The sequence below is a fragment of the Paenibacillus sp. FSL M7-0420 genome, assembly GCF_038002345.1.
GTDB lineage: Bacteria > Bacillota > Bacilli > Paenibacillales > Paenibacillaceae > Paenibacillus_AQ.
Genome location: NZ_JBBOCJ010000001.1, coordinates 5,284,161 through 5,303,299, shown reverse-complemented (window position 1 = coordinate 5,303,299; position 19,139 = coordinate 5,284,161). Strand labels below are relative to the sequence as shown.

The 19,139-nt window shown below is 53.4% G+C and carries 17 protein-coding genes; 16 read left to right on the top strand and 1 reads right to left on the bottom strand.

The window, feature by feature from the left end; genetic code table 11:
- Positions 1 to 3: 3 nt before the first annotated feature.
- The 3 genes from MKX51_RS22620 (at position 4) to MKX51_RS22610 (ending at position 1,680) form a co-directional block, all read left to right on the top strand.
- The gene (locus tag MKX51_RS22620) at positions 4 to 276 is read left to right on the top strand and encodes a YggT family protein (protein ID WP_340938909.1); all 273 of its coding nucleotides are present in this window, start codon (positions 4 to 6) and stop codon (positions 274 to 276) included.
- A gap of 4 nt (positions 277 to 280) precedes the next feature.
- Entirely contained in the window at positions 281 to 1,063 is a 783-nt protein-coding gene (locus MKX51_RS22615; protein ID WP_340938910.1) for a YlmH family RNA-binding protein, read from the top strand.
- 131 nt (positions 1,064 to 1,194) lie between these two features.
- Positions 1,195 to 1,680: a DivIVA domain-containing protein gene (locus MKX51_RS22610; RefSeq protein WP_036690176.1), complete on the top strand. Its 486-nt coding sequence runs from the start codon at positions 1,195 to 1,197 to the stop codon at positions 1,678 to 1,680.
- A gap of 106 nt (positions 1,681 to 1,786) precedes the next feature.
- On the opposite strand, the gene MKX51_RS22605 is transcribed toward MKX51_RS22610, so the two are convergent.
- Positions 1,787 to 2,230 (bottom strand): hypothetical protein, encoded by a 444-nt coding sequence (locus MKX51_RS22605; RefSeq protein ID WP_340993968.1) that lies wholly within the window; start codon positions 2,228 to 2,230, stop codon positions 1,787 to 1,789.
- Between the two features lie 110 nt (positions 2,231 to 2,340).
- Between MKX51_RS22605 and MKX51_RS22600 the strand changes: the two genes are divergently transcribed.
- From MKX51_RS22600 to ileS, 13 genes are all read left to right on the top strand, one after another.
- Positions 2,341 to 3,315, top strand: coding sequence for a CgeB family protein (locus MKX51_RS22600; RefSeq protein WP_340993967.1), 975 nt, complete (start codon positions 2,341 to 2,343; stop codon positions 3,313 to 3,315).
- Between the two features lie 179 nt (positions 3,316 to 3,494).
- Positions 3,495 to 4,271: a glycosyltransferase family 2 protein gene (locus MKX51_RS22595; RefSeq protein ID WP_340993966.1), complete on the top strand. Its 777-nt coding sequence runs from the start codon at positions 3,495 to 3,497 to the stop codon at positions 4,269 to 4,271.
- A 41-nt stretch (positions 4,272 to 4,312) separates the two neighbouring features.
- Complete coding sequence (locus tag MKX51_RS22590) at positions 4,313 to 5,737, top strand: CDP-glycerol glycerophosphotransferase family protein (protein WP_340993965.1); 1,425 nt, start codon at positions 4,313 to 4,315, stop codon at positions 5,735 to 5,737.
- Between the two features lie 17 nt (positions 5,738 to 5,754).
- The gene (locus MKX51_RS22585) at positions 5,755 to 6,759 is read left to right on the top strand and encodes an SDR family NAD(P)-dependent oxidoreductase (protein WP_340993964.1); all 1,005 of its coding nucleotides are present in this window, start codon (positions 5,755 to 5,757) and stop codon (positions 6,757 to 6,759) included.
- An 11-nt stretch (positions 6,760 to 6,770) separates the two neighbouring features.
- Entirely contained in the window at positions 6,771 to 7,736 is a 966-nt protein-coding gene (locus MKX51_RS22580) for a dTDP-glucose 4,6-dehydratase (RefSeq protein ID WP_340993963.1), read from the top strand.
- Entirely contained in the window at positions 7,733 to 8,929 is a 1,197-nt protein-coding gene (pseC, locus tag MKX51_RS22575; RefSeq protein WP_340938918.1) for a UDP-4-amino-4,6-dideoxy-N-acetyl-beta-L-altrosamine transaminase, read from the top strand. The genes MKX51_RS22580 and pseC overlap by 4 nt, the downstream gene beginning before the upstream one ends.
- Before the next feature lie 23 nt (positions 8,930 to 8,952).
- Complete coding sequence (locus MKX51_RS22570) at positions 8,953 to 10,722, top strand: N-acetylneuraminate synthase family protein (RefSeq protein ID WP_340993962.1); 1,770 nt, start codon at positions 8,953 to 8,955, stop codon at positions 10,720 to 10,722.
- Between the two features lie 17 nt (positions 10,723 to 10,739).
- Complete coding sequence (locus MKX51_RS22565; protein WP_340993961.1) at positions 10,740 to 11,657, top strand: aldo/keto reductase; 918 nt, start codon at positions 10,740 to 10,742, stop codon at positions 11,655 to 11,657.
- Positions 11,658 to 11,661: 4 nt separating this feature from the next.
- Positions 11,662 to 12,456: an SDR family NAD(P)-dependent oxidoreductase gene (locus MKX51_RS22560; RefSeq protein WP_340993960.1), complete on the top strand. Its 795-nt coding sequence runs from the start codon at positions 11,662 to 11,664 to the stop codon at positions 12,454 to 12,456.
- Positions 12,450 to 13,568, top strand: coding sequence for a UDP-2,4-diacetamido-2,4,6-trideoxy-beta-L-altropyranose hydrolase (pseG, locus tag MKX51_RS22555; RefSeq protein WP_340993959.1), 1,119 nt, complete (start codon positions 12,450 to 12,452; stop codon positions 13,566 to 13,568). The genes MKX51_RS22560 and pseG overlap by 7 nt, the downstream gene beginning before the upstream one ends.
- Positions 13,540 to 14,112: a UDP-4-amino-4,6-dideoxy-N-acetyl-beta-L-altrosamine N-acetyltransferase gene (pseH, locus tag MKX51_RS22550; RefSeq protein ID WP_340993958.1), complete on the top strand. Its 573-nt coding sequence runs from the start codon at positions 13,540 to 13,542 to the stop codon at positions 14,110 to 14,112. The genes pseG and pseH overlap by 29 nt, the downstream gene beginning before the upstream one ends.
- Entirely contained in the window at positions 14,090 to 15,142 is a 1,053-nt protein-coding gene (gene pseI, locus MKX51_RS22545) for a pseudaminic acid synthase (protein ID WP_340993957.1), read from the top strand. Before pseH ends, pseI begins: the two co-directional genes overlap by 23 nt.
- Positions 15,143 to 16,041: 899 nt before the next feature.
- A complete protein-coding gene (gene ileS / locus MKX51_RS22540) occupies positions 16,042 to 19,134 on the top strand; it encodes an isoleucine--tRNA ligase (RefSeq protein ID WP_340993956.1) in 3,093 nt (1,030 codons plus the stop codon).
- The last annotated feature ends 5 nt before the right edge of the window (positions 19,135 to 19,139 follow it).

The window sequence follows — 19,139 nt, the reverse complement described above, 5'->3', positions numbered from 1 at the left end:
CAGGTGTTAAACGAAGTATCTTCAATTATATTCATCCTATTTCAGATTTACTATTACATGATTCTCGTATACATTCTGATGTCCTGGCTGCCGAATCTGCGTGAGAACTTTATCGGCGAGCTGCTGGGCAAGCTGGTGGAGCCGTATCTGGCACCGTTCCGGAGGATTATCCCTCCGCTATTTGGAACGCTGGATATTTCCCCGATTGTCGCGATTATCATGCTGCGCTTTGCCGCAGTCGGGCTTCAGTCTATCGTAACCTCGGTCTTCGGCTAATCCGATGAAGAATGAAATCTACGGGCATTTCCACCCGGATGAGCGGCCGTTTGTGGACAAGGCCTGGGAGTGGGTCACGAATGCCGGGGAGTATCATGAGACGAAGCTGACCGAATTCCTGGACCCCCGTCAGGCCTATATTCTGCAGAGTCTGGTGAACCGCCATCCCGATGTGATTGTGCGCTGGGAGGGCGGTTCTTCGGATGCCGAACGGAAGCGGGGGCTGGTGGCTCCGGATTACCGTGACCTCACGGAAGAGGATATGGAGCTAAGCGTGCTGAATATCACCTCAGGCGAACAGAAATTTCTCTCGCTTATGCATGGGGATTATATGGGGGCAATCCTGGGACTTGGCATCACAAGAGGCAAGATCGGCGATATTCATGTGCTGGAAGACGGCTGCCACGTAGTGGTGGCTGCTGACATCGCGGATTACCTGTCCATTCATTTGACCGGTGTACACCGGATTAACGTCAGTACGGAGATTCTGCCGTTATCCGGCCTGCGCAGCAGTGAGGTCAAGCTGGAGGCGATGGAGTTCACAGTGGCTTCCCTCAGGCTTGACGGGATTGCAGCGGATGTCACGCGACTGAGCCGGAGCAAGATTCTGGCCCCGATCAAGGCCGGGCGCGTCCGGGTCAACTGGAAGGTCGAGGAAGACCCGTCCTGCTCGCTGAAGGACGGGGACATGGTCTCTATCCAGGGCTTCGGACGGTTCAAGGTGCTGGAGATCGGCAGCTTGACGAAGAAGGGCCGTTACCGGATTTTGGTAGGCAAATTTGTCTGAAGTCTTTGCAGGATTACAGCTGTGCTTGTCGAAATTGATAATCTCAGGGAAATATGGACATTTAGCAGGCCGTGCGCCGGTAATTGTCTTTCATCTATAATCTTCACCGAAATTTCTAGGAGGTGCACAGCATGCCATTAACACCGCTCGATATACATAACAAGGAATTCTCCCGGAGAATCCGCGGTTATGACGAAGATGAGGTCAATGAATTTCTGGATCAGGTGATTAAGGATTACGAGAGTGTGATCCGGGAGAACAAGGAACTGCACAACCAGCTGTTAACCCTTCAGGAACGCCTGGATCATTTCGTCAATATTGAAGAAAGCCTGTCCAAGACTATTCTTGTAGCCCAGGAGGCTGCGGATGATGTCAAGAACAACTCTAAGAAGGAATCCCAGCTGATCCTCAAGGAAGCGGAGAAGAACGCCGACCGGATTATCAACGAAGCGTTGTCCAAATCCCGCAAGGTGGCGATCGAGACCGAGGAGCTGCGCAAGCAGGCTTCGATCTACCGTACCCGGTTCCGGACGCTGCTGGAAGCCCAGCTGGAGCTGCTGTCCCAGGATGACTGGAATGCGCTGGAGAGCCGTGAGGTTAGCGAGAACGCGCTCTGAGCAGGGGAACACCGTTGATATCCATACAAAAACTCCTTAGTAGAAGTTAATCTTGTTTGCTTTAGAGCAAATAAGACTTCTACCAAGGAGTTTTTTTGTGTAGCCTTTATACAGTGGCGATTACTTTTCCGGTGATGAGGATAGGGCCTCTTAAGGTGATATCTCCTTGAAGATCCTCTAGGTTTGTCGCAAATACCTGAATAGGATAATATCCTTCAGGAAGATCGGTAAGAATGGTCTGGAACATGGTGGTCATCCGCAGCGGTTCATCTTCATCGTTCGAGATGGAGGACTGCTGGGCACTGCCGACGAGGATTCCATCCACAAGGACTTCAAGCAAGAGCTTGGGCTGATCGGGCGGCGTGGCAAATACGTTCGTTACCTCCCAGCCAACGGTAGTAGTGAGTTCTACATAATTGCTTGGAGCAGGAGGAATTGCCATACCGAATTCTAATATCAAAGTTGGTGTGGAAGGGACTGGAATCATAATAACTCCAGTGCTTAGATTGGTATGGAAGCTTCTTGCATATTCAACTAAAGTTTGCGCCATATTTTCACCTCCAATTTGATCATAATCACATCATATGGTTTTCATGGATATTATGCTTGGGGCGACATCCTATTCTTTGGAAAATTGGGAGTTTATAAGGGAGGATTAGATTGAATATTCTATTTATTACCTCAGGTTTCCGGGCCGTCTATTACTTTTTTGAACAGAATATAGTGGATGCTTTTCAGAAGGCAGGCCACTGTTGTGAATCTTTTACGCTAAGGAGTGGCTTGGATGCATTAAAGCTTAAGCAGCAATCCCTGCAGCCGGATCTGATTCTGGTTCTGGCCGGCCTCAAAATCACAACGCCTGTACTGGAATTCATACAACAAACCAAAGGGAAGTCAGCGATATGGCTGACCGAAGACCCTTATTATATGGATTGGACCGTTTCGCTTGTCCCTTATTTTGATTACATCTTCACCATTGATCAGGCTGCATTGGAACAATACAGACAGCTTGGCCATCCCCATGTCTATCATCTGCCGTTGGGCACAGATCCCGGCCTGTTTCATCCCTCAGAGGTCTCCGAAGAGTATAAAAGTGATATTTGTTTGGTAGGTGTACCCTACAGTAACCGGATAGAGCTTATCGAATTCTTAGTACAGAGAACTGATTACCGGATTCAAATTGTGGGGAGAGGGTGGGGCAGTTATTACAATGAATGGGTGAAGCAGCCCGGCCAGACTATAGAGCTGGTGAACGCCTGGGTGAAGCCCGAAACGGCTGCTAAGTTTTATAACGGGGCGAAAATTGTGCTGAATATCCACCGGCCCTACGCTGAGAAGTACAACCGGAACCGGGCGGGGATTATCGCCACAAGCATCAACAACCGCACCTTCGATGCGGCCAGCTGTGAAGCGTTCCAGCTTACAGATTATAAGAGCGGGCTCCGTCAGCAGTTTGAAGAAGGCACACAGGTGGTTTCGTATCAGGATAAGCATGATTTACTGCAGAAGATCCATTACTACATGGCACATGGCGATGAGCGCAAGCGGATCGCTGAAGCCGCGAGGCAGCAGGTGCTGGCAGCCCATACCTTTGAGCACCGGCTGCATGATTTGTTGATGAACGTGCAAGCTTAATAGACGGATTTACCGGACCTGATAGACGCTTAACAGCCATGCTGTTAGGCGTCTATTCAGGTTTGCCCATAGATTACGAGCGGTATTCTGTCCTCCATTTGAAAATTTAGTCTTCTAACCTATAACGTTTCGAAGAAGGATACATATGATAGCAAGTAAACAGCGGGGGAGGTATTCGATTGCCAAAAGTTACGATCATTATGACCAGCTACAATAAGGCCGCATATGTCGCAAAGTCCATTGAATCCATTCTGAATCAGACGCTTACAGACTTTGAATTCTACCTGATGGATGATAACTCGAATGAAGAAACTCTGAAAGTGATTGAGCCCTATCTCAAGGATAAGAGAATCAAATTTGTCAGAAGCGATACAGAAACTCTGCAGCAGAGAGTGGAGAAGGTCAGATATTCCGCACTGATCAATCAAGCCCTGTATCAAGCCAAGGGAGAGTATATTTCCTATGCCACGGATGACAACTGTTACAGAAATACTAGACTAGAGCAGATGGTGGACTATCTGGAGGAGAACCCCGAGGTCATGATTGCCTACTCTGCATCGCTGGTCAACTACTTGAATGAACACAATGAAGTGACCCGCAGCCAGCTAAGACCGGCCAAAAAAATCGTTTCGGTGGCTCCTTGCGTCATTGATCATTGCTCCATCCTGCACAGAAGCTCCATTCTTCCGGTCATTCATGACAAGTTCGGGTCCTACTGGGATGAGAATCCGGAGTTCTATAGAATTGGCGACGGCCGGTTCTTCTGGCGGCTCAACCAGTTCTGGGATTTCTACCCGGTGGATGAGATTCTGGATGATAACTATATCACCGAGCTGTCCATTCACTACCAATTGGCGCACCAGGAGAAGAGTCAATTCATCCAGATGCTTCCACCGCAGCGAACCTGCAAGGAGCTGAGAGAAGAGCTGAAATCCATTCAGCAGCAAAAGAAATAAGGTCTCTGCCATAGAAAGGTACCACGAGGAGGGAAAACGGATTGTCTATCTATCTGTCCAATTACTGGTCGCTCTATAGTGAATTTATCCATGTTGCGCAGGAGCTGAAATACAGGAATATCCCTCTGGCCCTGATGACGAACTTCTATCAGCAAATCAATGATGAGCTTAGAAGCGAGATGGGGAGCAGTGATTTTAAGCTGAAGCTGGAGCATTCCGGTATTCAAGAGCAGCACCAGATTCAGCCTTTCTTTGAAAAGTGGGTTGCGCCGCTCTATCAGCCCGTGAAGTCCAATCTGAAGGGCAAAATACTGATTAATCTGGACTATATCAGAATGTCGGAGCAAACGATCAGCGAGCATTTCAGCGGAAATTCGGCTATGATTCTATCCCGCTCCAGAGCGGATGAGTTATTTGGCATCCCCAATGTTTACAGCCTGGGCTACAAGCAGGACACCAAAGCTGAGGCGGAAGAGCTGATCCAGCGGGCGGCGGAGCTATTCGCTAAGGCCGAAGGACACCCTGCATTCAGTAATGAATTTTTTACCCAGACCTTCCTAAGCCGGATTCCTTCCATTGTAGATACGATTGAAATGGTGTTTAATCTCTACAATGACCTGCCGGTAGCCGCTGTAATGGTAGGTACGACAGAGGATGTTGCCAGCCGGACACTTGCCGTCGTTGCAGGGATTAAGGGGATTCCCAGCGTATGTCTGCAGCACGGAATTCTGATGGGAGAGGAAGCATTCATTCCTGTATTCTCCAGCCATATCGGAATCTACGGGCAATATGAACACGACTGGTATACGAGAAGAGGGCTTGAAGCGGAGCGAATTGTGATCACCGGCCACCCGCGTTATGATGATATCTTTACTTCGAAGCCCACCGCTATAGAATCTTTTAGGGAAACCTACCAGCTTGATCCTCATAAAATCACCTTACTAATCGCTACCGGACCGACGCTGGATGAATACAAGATCCGCACCCTGCTCACCCAATTGGCCTCACATCCGCAGTTTCAGCTGATCATCAAGCCCCATCCCTGGGAGCTGTCCAAGAAGCTGATTTCGCTGTATACCGAGTATGAAGAAGAATATAGCAATGTTCATGTGGTTACCGACCGAAAGGCTGACACCCGTGAGCTGATTATGAAATCGGACGCTGTGGTCGCCACCCTCTCCACGGTTGCCCTGGAAGGCCTTTTATTCGACAAACCTGTATTTGTCTACAAATTCATTCAGGCCAACCGTGAATATGATTACTATGATGCCCTTGATCCCTATATTCAAAAAGAACCGGCTGATCTGACCCGAATGGTGGCCCATTATTTCTCCAGCAATAAAGAGAAAGTAAACTACAAGACTGTGATGGATAAGTTCTTGCAGCAATCCTATCAGATTGAGCAATCCGGCCGGAGACTTGCCGAATTAATGGACCGCCTGATCCAGGGAAGACCCAAGCTATGAACAGGGGGGAGGAGGAGATGTTCTTTAGGAACAAGAAAATTCTGATCATTGGCGGAACCGGAACCATCGGGAAAAGTATTGTGAAGCTCCTGCTGAAGCAGGGGCCTCAGATCATCCGGATTCTCAGCAGAGATGAATATAAACAGTTCGAGCTGCAGGATGAGCTGCAAGGGAACGCAAGGCTTAGCTATCTGATCGGCGATGTCCGGGATTATGACCGCGTGCTGGCTGCGATGGAGGGGATAGATTATGTGTTCCATACAGCTGCTATGAAGCATGTATCCTTCTGTGAATATAACCCGTTCGAGGCTGTACTAACGAATATTATCGGCACTCATAACGTGATTCAGGCAGCGAAGCAGCAGAAGGTACACAAGGTCGTTTTTACAAGCACAGATAAGGCCATTTCACCGACCAATAACTACGGAGCCACCAAGCTGTCTGCGGAGAAGCTGATTTCCTCTGCCGTCACCTCGGGAGCCCCTGGCCAAACGGTGTTCTGCACGGTGCGGTTCGGGAATGTGATGGGGTCCAGAGGGTCTGTCATTCCCTTGTTTGTGAAGCAGGCGAGAGAAGGCAGAGCGATCACCGTAACGGATCTGTCCATGACAAGGTTCATGATGACGCTGGAGCAGGCGACCCGGCTCACCGTTCAGTCTCTGCAGCTGGCGAAGGGCGGTGAGACTTTTATTCTGAAGATGCCGGTGATCAGGCTGAAGGACTTGGCTGAGGTTGTGGCCGAGGAGGCACCGAAGAAATACGGGACCCGCCCGTCTGCGGTGAAGATTCTGGAGATCGGCCTGAAGCCCGGTGAGAAGAGGTACGAAGAGCTGATGACCCACGAGGAATCCTTAACCGCCTATGAATTAAAGGATGTATACATTGTCCCTTCCCCCTATGCTGCACCGCAGTCCTACCGGGGAGCAGGCAGGCCGAAGCCGGGCACCTACAGCTCCGAAGGAGAGATCCCGCTGACCAAGGAGCAGGTAAGGAAGCTGGCATCGGAACAAAATCTAATCTAGTGGAGGCTACTATGAATATACTTGTAACCGGAGGCACAGGCTTCATCGGCAGATCGGTGGTCGGACGTTTGTTAAAGGATGGACAAAGGGTATGGATCATTGATAATCTGGCGAATTCTTCCCTGGATAATCTGAAAGAGTATGAAGATCACGAGCATTTGCAGAAGGTGCAGATCATGGACCTCAAGGACAGAGAAGCCTTGAAGGAGCTTTTCCGGGAGCATACTTTCGACCTGTGTTACCATCTGGCAGCAAGTATCAATGTGCAAGACAGCATAGATGATCCTGAAACCACGTTCAACAATGATACACTGGCCACCTTCTATCTGCTGGAGGAATGCCGCAAGCAGCAGGTGAAGATGGTCTTCATGAGTACCTGCATGGTCTACGCCAGAGCTACGGATGAGCAGGGAATTGACGAGCAATCCCCCATCAAGCCAGCCTCTCCTTATGCCGGTGCCAAGATTGCTGCGGAGAATATGGTGCTATCCTATTACTATGCTTATGATCTGCCGGTGGTCGTTGTAAGACCGTTCAACACCTATGGTCCCTATCAGAAAACCGGCGGCGAAGGCGGCGTTGTGGCGATCTTCATCCACAGCAAATTAAAGGGCGAGCCGCTGAATATCTACGGAGACGGCACCCAATCACGGGATCTATTATACGTGGGGGACTGTGCAGATTTCGTGGTGGAGGCGGGCTACAGCGACAAGCTGCATGGAGAAATTGTTAATGCAGGCACGGGTGAGGATATCACTGTCAATCAATTGGCCGAGCTTATTGCAGACGGGCAGGCTCCCATCCATCACGTTCCGCATATTCACCCGCAGAGTGAGATCCAGAAGCTGTTATGCAATTACAACAAGGCGGAGAAGCACTTGTCCTGGACGCCCAAGGTTACGATCCAAGAGGGCATCCGGCGGACAGAGCAATGGATTCTTGAGACCTTTCACCGAAAGGAGCCGAACCAGTCATGAGTAAAAGCAAACTGGCCATTGACGGCGGGAAGCCTGTACGTGCCCACTACTTGCCGTATGGGAGACAGATGATCGATGACGAGGATATTGAGTCCGTGGTCAAGGTGCTGCAAAGTGATTATTTGACCAGCGGCCCGGCCATTGAGCAATTCGAAGCAGAGATCGCAGCGTTTACAGGGGCAAAATATGCGGTGGCCTTCTCCAGCGGAACTGCGGCATTGCACGGGGCCTGTTATGCCGCCGGGATCGGCGAAGGGGATGAGGTGATTACGACTCCCATGACGTTTGCTGCCACGGCGAATTGTGTGCTGTATCAGGGAGGCGTACCGGTATTCGCGGATATCGATCCGCTGACGTACAATATTGATCCGCAGCGGATCAGGGAGAGCATAACCGCGAGAACGAAAGCGATTATCCCGGTCCATTTCACCGGCCAGCCGGCACAGCTGGATGAGATTCTGCAGATTGCCCGGGAGCATAATCTGATCGTGATTGAGGATGCCGCCCATGCGCTTGGCGCCAGATATAAGGATAGAAGCATCGGGGCTATCGGGGATATGACCATGTTCAGCTTCCATCCTGTAAAGCATATAACAACGGGCGAAGGCGGAATGATTACGACCAATAACCCGGCGTATTATGAGAAGCTGCTGCAGTTCCGCACCCACGGCATCACCAGGGATGAGCGCAAGTTAAGGGAGAACCACGGACCCTGGTATTACGAGATGCAATTCCTCGGATACAACTACCGGATCACAGATATCCAGACGTCACTCGGCATCTCCCAGCTGCGCAGAATCGGAAGCTTCATTGAGAAGCGCAAGCAGCTTGCAGCCTTGTATCTGCAAGAGCTGAGTAGTGCCAAGGAGCTTATTCTGCCGCATCAGCTTCCCGAGGCAGAGTCGAGCTGGCATCTGTTCATTGTCAGACTTCAGCTCGTAAGGCTGAAGGCCACCCGCAAGACGGTCTTTCAGGCGCTGCAAAAGGAAAACATCGGAGTCAACGTCCACTACATTCCCGCCTATCTGCATCCGTACTACGAAAGCTTGGGGTTCAAGAAGGGGATATGTCCGGTCGCGGAAAGCTGCTACGAAGAATTCATTACGCTCCCGCTGTATGCGGGCATGGAAGCTGAAGATGTGATGGATGTGGTCGCCGCGGTCAAGAAGGTGATCCGCCACTACTCCAAGTGAAAATAGAGAAGGGAGTGATTAATGTGGCCAAAGTGAAGGTTATTGCCGAGATTGCCAATGCCCATATGGGCGACCCCGGCCGGCTGCGGGAGCTGATCCTCGCAGCCGCACGCAGCGGCGCTGACGGGGTGAAATTTCAATGGTTCCATTACGACAGCCTAGCGGTGCCGGATTTCATCCATTATCAGACGTATATCGATTTGTTCATCGGCAAGCAGCAATGGGCGGAGGCGGTACAGCTTGCCAAGGATGCGGGGCTGGAGGTCTGGGTAGATCTCTATGATGAATGGGGGGCCGGGCTGCTTACGGAGCTTGAAGGTCAGGTAGACGGCTTGAAATTACCGACAACCGTCTTACAGTCGCTCCCCTTGATTCAAGCCCTGCACAGGTTCGATAAGCCCTTACTCATCGGCGTAAGTGGCTGGCTGGAGGAAGAGATGGATTCCCAATTATCCTACATCCGGAGTCATTTCAAAGGCCCCATCGTGCTGATGCACGGCTTCCAGGGCTATCCGACCCGGACGGAGGAGTCTAATCTGAGCCGGATCGCCCATATTAAGCAGACCTATCAGTTGGAGGTGGGCTTCGCGGACCATGAGGATGCCGATCATGAAATGGCGGTTGATCTTCCGGTCTATGCCTTTCTGCTGGGCGCCAGTGTCATTGAGAAGCATATCACTCTGAATCGTGCGGAGAAGGGCATTGACTATTATTCGGCGCTTACGCCCGAGGAATTCTGGCGGATGGTGGATAAGCTGCGCCGGGCAGAGTGTGTACTGGGCAGCCTCGAAATTAAGGAATCGGAAAGAAGGTATCTGGAGGATTCCTCTCTGAAGATCATCTCCCGTACGAAGCTGCGCCCTGGTGAAATCATCACGCCTGCGAACATATGCTATAAACGTTCCTCTAAGCCGGATGCCCTCATGGCCCGCAATGCTTCGGTGCAATTCCCTATGATTGCAACGGCAGCAATACCAGCGAACACACCCATCACGCCCGGGAAGGTAAAAGCACCCAAAATCTGCATCGCCGTCATCTGCAGATTGAAATCCACCCGGCTCCGCCGCAAGGCGCTGCGCGAGATTCACGGCATTCCAGCCATCGAGAGATGCCTGATGAATTGTCTGGCTGTGCCGGGCGGCTATGAGGTGGTGCTTGCCACCTCGGATCTGCCGGACGACCAGCCCCTTACAGCGTTCACCCTGAACCATCAGGTGAAGGTGGTAACCGGCGACCCGGACAATGTGGCTGCAAGAATGCTGAGCGTGGCTGAAGCGGCCCAGGCAGATATCGTAGTCCGGGTCACCGGTGACAATCCGGCGATCTCCCCGGAGATGCTTCAGTTTTTGATAGACCGGCATCTGGCAAGCGGTGCGGACTTTACCTACGCCAAGGAGTCGACCATGGGTACGGTGGGGGATGTGTTTACCGTTGAAGCGCTGAGAAGGCTGCTGCACTATTCCAATCCGCTTACGCATGCGGAGTATCTGTCCTTTTACTTTTTCAACAATCCGCAGCTCTTCAAGATCAATGCTGTGGATCTTCCTGCAGAGTGGGTGCATCCCGAGTGGCGGTTAACCATGGATGAGATTCAGGATCTGGAGCTGTTCGAGGCGATCTACCAGGCACTGGATGTGGGTGCAAGACCGCTGTACTTCGAAGAATTGAAGGCATTCCTGCAGGGCCACCCTGAGATGGCTGAGCGCAACCGGGGCATTCAGGTGAAATGGCGGGATGATACGGAGCTGGTCAAGGAGCTGAATGAAGCAACCACCCTGAAGAAGAGACCATAACGTTAGCGAGGCTTCGGATGATGACGAATAGAGTGAGCCTTGTGCTGGGTACAGCCCAGTTAGGCGGAAATTACGGGATTGCGAATACAGCTGTCAATTTCTCTATACAACAGAGGAACGAACTGCTCCAATATGCCCTCTCCTCGGGGATCGGTTATTTGGATACCGCACCGGGATATGGGGACAGCGAGTCTATCATCGGAGATTGCCTGGAAGGTGCAGATCCGCAGAGCCGGCCGCAGATTGTGACGAAGCTTCCTTCCGTCCAGCGGTTAGGACTGCACACGGAGGAAGCGCGGAGGAGGTTCGTCACCTCTTCTGTCCGCTCTTCCCTGAACCGGCTGAAGTGCTCTGCGCTGGATGTCTGTCTCTTGCATGATCCGCTGGATCTGCCCTACCAGGGCGGTGAGATTCTGCGAATGCTGCAGGAGCTGAAGCAGCAGCAGCTCATCCGCAGAATCGGTGTATCCGTGTATGATGCGGAGGATATTGCGAATTTTATGCGCGCGGAGGACCTGGACAGCATTCAAATTCCGTTGAATGTGCTGGACCAGAGATGGATAACGAATGGAATGCTGGAGCGGCTCGCCCGGAAGGGCACAGAAATCTTCGTCCGCAGTGTCTATCTGCAAGGCCTGCTGCTGATGGCACCGGAGCAGCTTCCGGCGGGGCTGAAGCAGGCGGAGCAGCCGTTGTTACGATTAATCAGGTACAGCGAGGAAACCGGGATACCCGTTAAAGAGCTGTGCTTCCTCTATGTGAGGGATCTTCCGGGGATATCCGGGATGGTGATTGGTTGCGAGACGGTGGAACAGGTGCAGGAGAACTTGCGGATGATGGCGTTGCCCCCTCTAAGCCGGGCAGTGAGGCAGAAGCTTGGTGAATCCTTTACGGATATTCCTGTAGAGATCATTGACCCCAGGAGGTGGAAGTAACCGGATGCGTACTCTTCAAGAATTATTTAATCTGCAAGGCAAGGCAGCGGTTGTGACCGGAGGGGCTGGTTATCTGGGCACAGCTATAGCAGAGGGGCTGGCTGAGGCTGGCGCGACAGTCTATCTGGTAAGCTCAAGTGGTCAGCGCTGCAAGGAGACTGCTGAGACGATCGCCCGGACAACCGGAGCAGCCTGCTTCGGCAAGGCAATGGATATCCGGGATGAAGCATCAGTCAGAGAATGTATTCAGAGCATCGCCGAAGCGGCCGGAAGCATCGATATTCTGGTGAATAATGCCGCGTTCAGCTCAGCCGCCAAGCTGGCCGTCATGAGTGAAGAGCAGTGGCTGGCCGGGCTGGACGGGACGATCAATGGAACCTTCAGATGTGTCAAGGCCGTCCTGCCCTATATGGTTGAACAAAAGAGAGGCTCCATCATTAACGTCTCCTCGATGTATGGGCTGGTCTCGCCGAACCCGGAGGTCTACGGAGACAGCGGGATGGATAATCCCGCCAATTACGGGGCCGGTAAAGCGGCGATTGGCCAGTTTACCCGTTACATTGCCTGCCACTTCGGGACACACGGAATCAGGGCCAATACGGTATCGCCTGGGCCTTTTCCTAATGCAGCGGTTCAAGCCGATCCGCAGTTCATCCGGCAGCTGGAGAGGAAGAATCCGCTGGGCAGGATCGGCACTCCTGAAGATTTGAAGGGAGTCATGGTATTCCTGGCTTCTGCCGCTTCAAGCTATGTTACAGGTGAGAATATCTCTGTTGACGGAGGCTGGACCGCATGGTAAGCACAGCAGATAAGCAGATGAATATATGGATTCGCGCCGATTCCTCGTATTCTATGGGCACGGGCCATATTATGCGCTGCCTCACACTTGCAGGCGGACTTGCCGCCAGGGGCGGGCAGGTCACCTTCATCTGCCGCGAGCTGCCGGGGAATCTGGCAGATTATATCAGGGGGCAGGGCTATGCGGTGGAGCTGCTTCCGCCGCCGGATGATCCGTCATACGCCGCATTCTGGCTTCAGGTGGACTGGCGGACCGATGCCCTGGAGACAGTGCAGCGGCTGGAGGGAGCTGCTCCTGCAGATTGCCTCATTGTTGACCATTACGGCATTGATAAGCGGTGGGAGACAATGGTCCAGAGGAAAGTGAAGAAGCTGGTGGCCATCGACGATTTGGCGGACCGTCCGCATGAGTGTGATCTGCTGCTGGACCCCAATCCATCCGCTGCCCGGGACCGCTACCAGGGGCTGCTTCCCGCTTATTGCACGAAATTGACAGGCACATGCTATACGCTGCTGCGGCCGGAATTCCGCGCGGCTAAGCTGGGGCTGGCTGAACGGGACGGAAGCATCAACCGGGTTCTGGTGTTTTTTGGCGGCACAGATCCAACGGGGGAGACCCTGAAGACCTTACAAGCACTACAGAGCCCCAGATTCGCTAACCTGCAGTTGGATGTCGTAGCAGGAGGAATGAACCGCCGCAAGGGTGACATCGCAGCCTTATGCGGCACGATGCCACAGGCCAGCTTCCATTGTCAGATTGATTACATGGCTGACTTGATGCAGAAGGCAGACCTCTCCATCGGAGCAGGCGGAAGTACGACCTGGGAGCGCTGTTACCTGGGCCTGCCTTCACTGTGTATTATTACGGCGGATAATCAGCGGGAGATCACGGCCTTGGTTCATGCGCAGGGGGCTGCACTTTGCCTGGGGAAGAGTAACGAGGTGACCGCTCAAACAATTGAGCAGGGGCTTAATTCTATGCTCGCTAACCCGCCCAGGGTACGGGCCATGTCTGAGCAGGCGCTCCGCCTGATGAGCGAGGATAAATGGGATGAGGTCATAGACAGGATTATGGGAGGGGACTATGGCAGACCTAAGGGACTACAGGCTTGAGAAGCTGGGCCAAGAGCATAGCCGGCTCATATGGGAATGGCGCAATGCCGATCATATCCGGCCCTATATGAATCATGACGGGATCATTGCGCTGGAAGAGCATCTTAGCTGGATGGATGCTATTGCCGAGGATACCAGCCGGGTGGTCCGAATCTGTTACTATCTGGACACACCGGTAGGCTTCGTGCAGTTCTCACAGATCGACAGGGTCCATAAGACCTGTGAATGGGGCTTTTATATAGGGGACATGAGCTGTCCCCCCGGCTCCGGCACCATGATGGGAATCTTGGCACTGGAGCATATTTTCCAGGTGGAGCAGCTAAGTAAGGTGTGCGCGCAAATCCTGGATTTCAATCAGCGGAGCCTGTCCTATCACCGCAAACTAGGTTTCATAGAGGAAGGCAGGCTAGGCAGGCAACGGATCAGAAATCATCAGCCAGTGGATGTGGTCTTGATGGCCCTGTTCCGGGAGCAATGGGAGAAGCACAGGCTACGGCTGACAGAGGAGGCAACGACAGGCCATGAAGGAAATAAAGATCGGTAACCGCACCATCGGCAGCGGGCATCCGCCTTTTGTGATCGCGGAGATGTCCGGTAATCATAATCAGTCCCTGGACCGTGCGCTCGAAATCGTTAAGGCCGCCGCCCGGGCGGGCGCACATGCGTTCAAAATCCAGACCTATACGCCGGACACCATGACGCTTAATCTACGGAATAAGGATTTCATGATTGGGGATTCGAATGGACTGTGGAAGGGAAAATCGCTGTATGAGCTGTATGCTGAGGCGTATACGCCCTGGGAGTGGCATGAGCCTATCTTTGCTTCGTGCAGGGCGCTCGGGATGATTCCGTTCAGCACCCCGTTCGATGAGTCCTCGCTCGAATTCCTGGAGACCCTCGGCGTCGACTGCTACAAGATTGCTTCCTTTGAAAATAATGATATTCCCTTACTGCGTAAGGTAGCCTCCAAAGGGAAGCCGATGATTATATCCACCGGGATGGCTTCGCTTGGCGATATTGAACAGGCTGTCCACACCATTACCGGAGCAGGCTGCCAGGAATATATACTGCTCAAATGCACCAGCAGCTATCCGGCTTCGCCCGGGAATACCAACCTCAATACCATTCCGTATCTGCGCGACGTCTTCCGTGCTCAGGTGGGCCTGTCCGACCATACCCTGGGCGTAGGGGCCGCTGTGGCAAGCGTGGCGCTGGGCAGTACGGTGATCGAAAAGCATTTCACCCTTAACCGTGCGGAAGGCGGGGTGGATGCTGCATTCTCCCTGGAGCCGGCAGAATTCGCTTCCCTGGTCCGGGAGACAGATACGGCCTGGAGGGCGCTCGGCGGCGTCTCCATCGGGCCCACGCCCGAAGAAGAGAAATCCCTGCAATTCAGACGGTCTGTCTATACCTCCAAGGACATCAAGGCCGGAGACCTGCTCACTGCGGATAACCTCAAAGTCATTCGTCCCGGCTACGGCCTCGCGCCCAAATACTATGATCTGCTTCTCGGCAAACGCCTCAGAACCGATCTGCCCGCCGGCACCCCACTGAGCTGGGACCTGCTGCTGTAATCCGCCTTGACAATTGGGGCGAAAACGTCTATAACTAGAACATATCTGTATCCATTGAATCCAAATTCGATGACGGGACAAGTACGATAAGGTAACGTTCTCCAGAGAGTCGGTGCTTGCTGCGAGCCGATCGTTCACGCCTTACCCGAAGATCCTCCCCTAGAAGCTAAGCTGAAGCGTGTAATACGTGCGTAGGCTCCGCCGTCTGCCGGACGTTATCCCGGACCCGCAAGGTTGTCTATTGCCTGCGGACTGAGATTGTACTGAATCCACACCCGTAGGGTGTGCGTGCAGTGCAGATTAGGGTGGTATCGCGAGCGCTGTCTCGCCCCTTTGGGGGCGGGGCGGCGCCTTTTTGTGTGGTGGGCATCCCCCTAAATCCCCCTTCCAAGGGGGACCCCAAGGGCTGGCCGCCCTCTGGACACCCGCAACAAGTGCTTATCGAGGTTGGAGAGGCGTCCGCGGAAGGGGAAAAATTTGTTCGGCGTAGGACCGGCCCTTCTTAGGCTGCCCTATCGGGTTCGCCTGCGGCGCCTCAACAGCGAAAACGGCAAAGCCCCGGGCGCGCCCGTCCAGTGCTGCCCTCCGGGTTCGCGGGCCGGGTGGCCCAAAAGTAACGGCAAGGACCCACGCAGTTAAGGCCCCGCAGGCGTACCCGTCAGGGCAGCCTAAGAAGGGCCGAGGACTCCGCCGAAGTAATCCTTCCCGTCCACTGACCCTGCTCCTCGCACGATGCACTTATTTCGGGTGTCCAGAGGGCAGCGCCCTTGGGGCCCTCCCTTGGCGAAGGGAGGGTTTGGGAGGGATCGAAAAGCTTTAAAGTTTTAAAATCTTTTTAAAAGAAGAAGGCTCGGATGATATCCGATACAGTTTAAGACTAAACGAAGGGATTGACCATCATGCATAAGGTAGACGTCAAAGAAAAAGCCCGGGCCAGAGATGTCCGGATCTTGAAAAAGTGGAGCGAGGAGGACACTTTCCGCCGCTCGATGGAGAACCGCGAGGGACGCCCGAACTATGTGTTCTATGAAGGGCCGCCGACCGCGAACGGGGTGCCGCATATCGGGCACGTGCTGGGCCGGGTCATCAAGGACTTCATCGGCCGCTATCAGACCATGAAGGGCTTCCGCGTCATCCGCAAAGCAGGCTGGGACACGCACGGCCTGCCGGTAGAGCTCGGGGTGCAGAAGAAGCTCGGTATCTCAGGCAAGCAGGATATCGAAGAATACGGTGTGGAGAAGTTCATCAAGGAATGTAAGGAAAGTGTATTCGGCTATGAGAAGCAGTGGCGCGAGTTCACGGAAGCGATCGGCTACTGGACGGATCTGGATCATCCGTATGTAACGCTGGACAATACGTATATCGAGAGCGTATGGAACATCCTGGCTACGGTTCATGAGAAAGGCCTGATGTACCGGGGGCACCGCGTTAGCCCGTACTGCCCGAGCTGCCAGACGACCCTCAGCTCCCATGAAGTAGCCCAGGGGTATAAGACAGTTAAGGATCTGAGTGCCACCGCCAAGTTCAAGCTGGACGGCAGCGGCGACTATGTGCTGGCCTGGACGACTACGCCTTGGACGCTTCCGGCGCACATGGCGCTGGCGATGAATCCGGTTATGGAATATGTGCGTGCGCAGCAGGAAGACGGCGTGTATGTACTGGCTAAGAATCTGGTGGACGATGTGTTGAAGGGCGAGTACACTATCCTGTCGACACACACAGGCGCTGACTTTATCGGCCAGAGCTACACACCGCCGTTCGGTTATATCAAGGCAGAGAAGCATAATGTGATTGTCGGAGCCTCTTTTGTAACGGACTCCAGCGGTACCGGGATCGTACATATGGCTCCGGCTCACGGGGAAGACGACTATAAGAGCTGCCGCGAGAATGGGATCAGCTTCGTGAATGTAGTGGATGCTTCCGGGAAATACACGGATGTAGTGAGTGATTTTGCCGGACGGTTCGTGAAGGACTGTGACCTTGATATCGTGAAGGTGCTGTCTGAACGTGGACTGCTCTACCACAAAGAGAAATACGAGCACAGCTATCCGTTCTGCTGGCGCTGCGACACCCCGCTGCTCTATTACGCAACAGACAGCTGGTTCATCCAGACGACAGCAATCAAGGATCAGCTGATTGCCAACAATAACAGTGTGGACTGGTACCCGGACCATGTGCGCGAAGGCCGCTTCGGCAAGTTCCTGGAGGAGCTGGTGGACTGGAATATCAGCCGTAACCGCTACTGGGGTACACCGCTTAACGTATGGGTCTGCCAGGATACCGGCAAGGAATTCGCACCGCACAGCATTGCCGAGCTGAGAGCGATGGCCATCGGCGAGGTCGCTGAGGATATCGAGCTGCACAAGCCGTACGTGGATAATATCCAGCTGCGCAGCCCGTTCAGCGAAGGCGGCGTCATGGTCCGCACTCCGGAAGTGATCGACGTCTGGTTCGACAGCGGCTCGATGCCGTTCGCCCAGAGTCATTACCCGTTCGAGAATCAAGACCGGTTCGAGGACCAGTATCCGGCAGATATGATCTGCGAAGGGATCGACCAGACGCGCGGCTGGTTCTACAGCCTGCTGGCGGTATCGACCTTGTTCACAGGCAAGGCTCCGTATAAGGCGGTTATCGCCCACGGCCATATTTTCGATGAGAACGGCCAGAAAATGTCCAAATCCAAAGGCAATGTCATCGACCCATGGGAAATCATGAACGAATACGGCACGGATGCCTTCCGCTGGGCCATTCTGTCTGACAGTGCGCCGTGGAACAACAAGCGGTTCTCGCGCGGTCTGGTCGGGGAGACGAAGTCCAAGGTAGTGGACACTCTGGTGAACACGCATGCTTTCCTTACGCTGTACGCCGGAATCGACGGCTATGATCCTGCGGATCACCCGTTCAAGGTGTCTGGGCATAAGCTCGACCGCTGGATTCTGTCCCGCCTGAACAGCCTGATCGTGCTGGTGGATAAAGGGCTGGCCGTGAATGATTTCGTGAACACCTCCAAGGCGATTGAGAATTTCGTGGATGAGCTGAGCAACTGGTACATCCGCCGTTCCCGTGACCGGTTCTGGGGCAGCGGGCTGGGCGAAGAGAAGCTGGATGCTTACCGCACCCTTACGCATGTCCTGCTGACCACAGCCAAGCTGATGGCTCCATTCACCCCGATGCTGTCCGAGGATATCTTCACGAATCTGGGCGGCGGGGAGAGCGTGCATCTGGCAGACTATCCCGCAGCGGATGAGAACCTGATCGACCTTGCCCTGGAAAAAGATATGGAGTACGCCCGCGGCATCGTCGAGCTGGCCCGTAACGTCCGCAACGAGAGCGGCATCAAGAACCGCCAGCCGTTGTCCGAGCTGATTGCATCCACGCCTGACAACTTCAACGTGGCGGATTATGAAGAGCTGATCAAAGAAGAGATCAATGTCAAGCATATCGTCATCGAGCACAGCGACAGCGGCTTCGTAGACTTCACCCTGAAGCTGAACCTGAAGGTGGCAGGCAAGAAATACGGCAAGAGCGTCGGCTTCCTGCAAGGCTTCCTCAAAGCGATGGATAGTGATGCTACCCGCAAAGCAGTGCAAGAAGGCGTTATCGCCATTGTGTCACCGGACGGAGAAGAGCTGCAGATTACGTCCGAAGAGCTGCTGGTGGAGAAGCAGGCCAAACCAGGCTTTGCCTCCGCTTCCAGCTATGGACTGACAGTGGCCTTGAACACGGAAATCACGCCGGAGCTGGTACAGGAAGGCTGGGTACGCGAAGTCGTACGTGCGGTGCAGGATTACCGCAAACGTCTAGATCTGCCGATCGACAAGCGGATTGCCCTGACGCTGCATGTCGATGACGAGCTGAAGGCAGCGGTGACTGCATTCGAGCATGTGCTGCGTGAGAATGTACTGGTGACTACGGTTGATTTTGACGGAGAGTATACCTATGAGACCGTGGATGCCGGCGGCAAGAGCATCGGTATTCATATCGGCGCTTAACTCCA

What these genes read in the sequence shown, in the direction of transcription:
- MKX51_RS22615 (WP_340938910.1), top strand. Translation starts at nt 281, where the DNA reads ATGAAGAATGAAATCTACGGGCATTTCCACCCGGATGAGCGGCCGTTT.
- MKX51_RS22610 (WP_036690176.1), top strand. Translation starts at nt 1,195, where the DNA reads ATGCCATTAACACCGCTCGATATACATAACAAGGAATTCTCCCGGAGA.
- MKX51_RS22605 (WP_340993968.1), bottom strand. Translation starts at nt 2,230, where the DNA reads ATGGCGCAAACTTTAGTTGAATATGCAAGAAGCTTCCATACCAATCTA.
- MKX51_RS22585 (WP_340993964.1), top strand. Translation starts at nt 5,755, where the DNA reads ATGTTCTTTAGGAACAAGAAAATTCTGATCATTGGCGGAACCGGAACC.
- MKX51_RS22580 (WP_340993963.1), top strand. Translation starts at nt 6,771, where the DNA reads ATGAATATACTTGTAACCGGAGGCACAGGCTTCATCGGCAGATCGGTG.
- pseC (WP_340938918.1), top strand. Translation starts at nt 7,733, where the DNA reads ATGAGTAAAAGCAAACTGGCCATTGACGGCGGGAAGCCTGTACGTGCC.
- MKX51_RS22565 (WP_340993961.1), top strand. Translation starts at nt 10,740, where the DNA reads ATGATGACGAATAGAGTGAGCCTTGTGCTGGGTACAGCCCAGTTAGGC.
- MKX51_RS22560 (WP_340993960.1), top strand. Translation starts at nt 11,662, where the DNA reads ATGCGTACTCTTCAAGAATTATTTAATCTGCAAGGCAAGGCAGCGGTT.
- pseG (WP_340993959.1), top strand. Translation starts at nt 12,450, where the DNA reads ATGGTAAGCACAGCAGATAAGCAGATGAATATATGGATTCGCGCCGAT.
- pseH (WP_340993958.1), top strand. Translation starts at nt 13,540, where the DNA reads ATGGCAGACCTAAGGGACTACAGGCTTGAGAAGCTGGGCCAAGAGCAT.
- pseI (WP_340993957.1), top strand. Translation starts at nt 14,090, where the DNA reads ATGAAGGAAATAAAGATCGGTAACCGCACCATCGGCAGCGGGCATCCG.
- ileS (WP_340993956.1), top strand. Translation starts at nt 16,042, where the DNA reads ATGCATAAGGTAGACGTCAAAGAAAAAGCCCGGGCCAGAGATGTCCGG.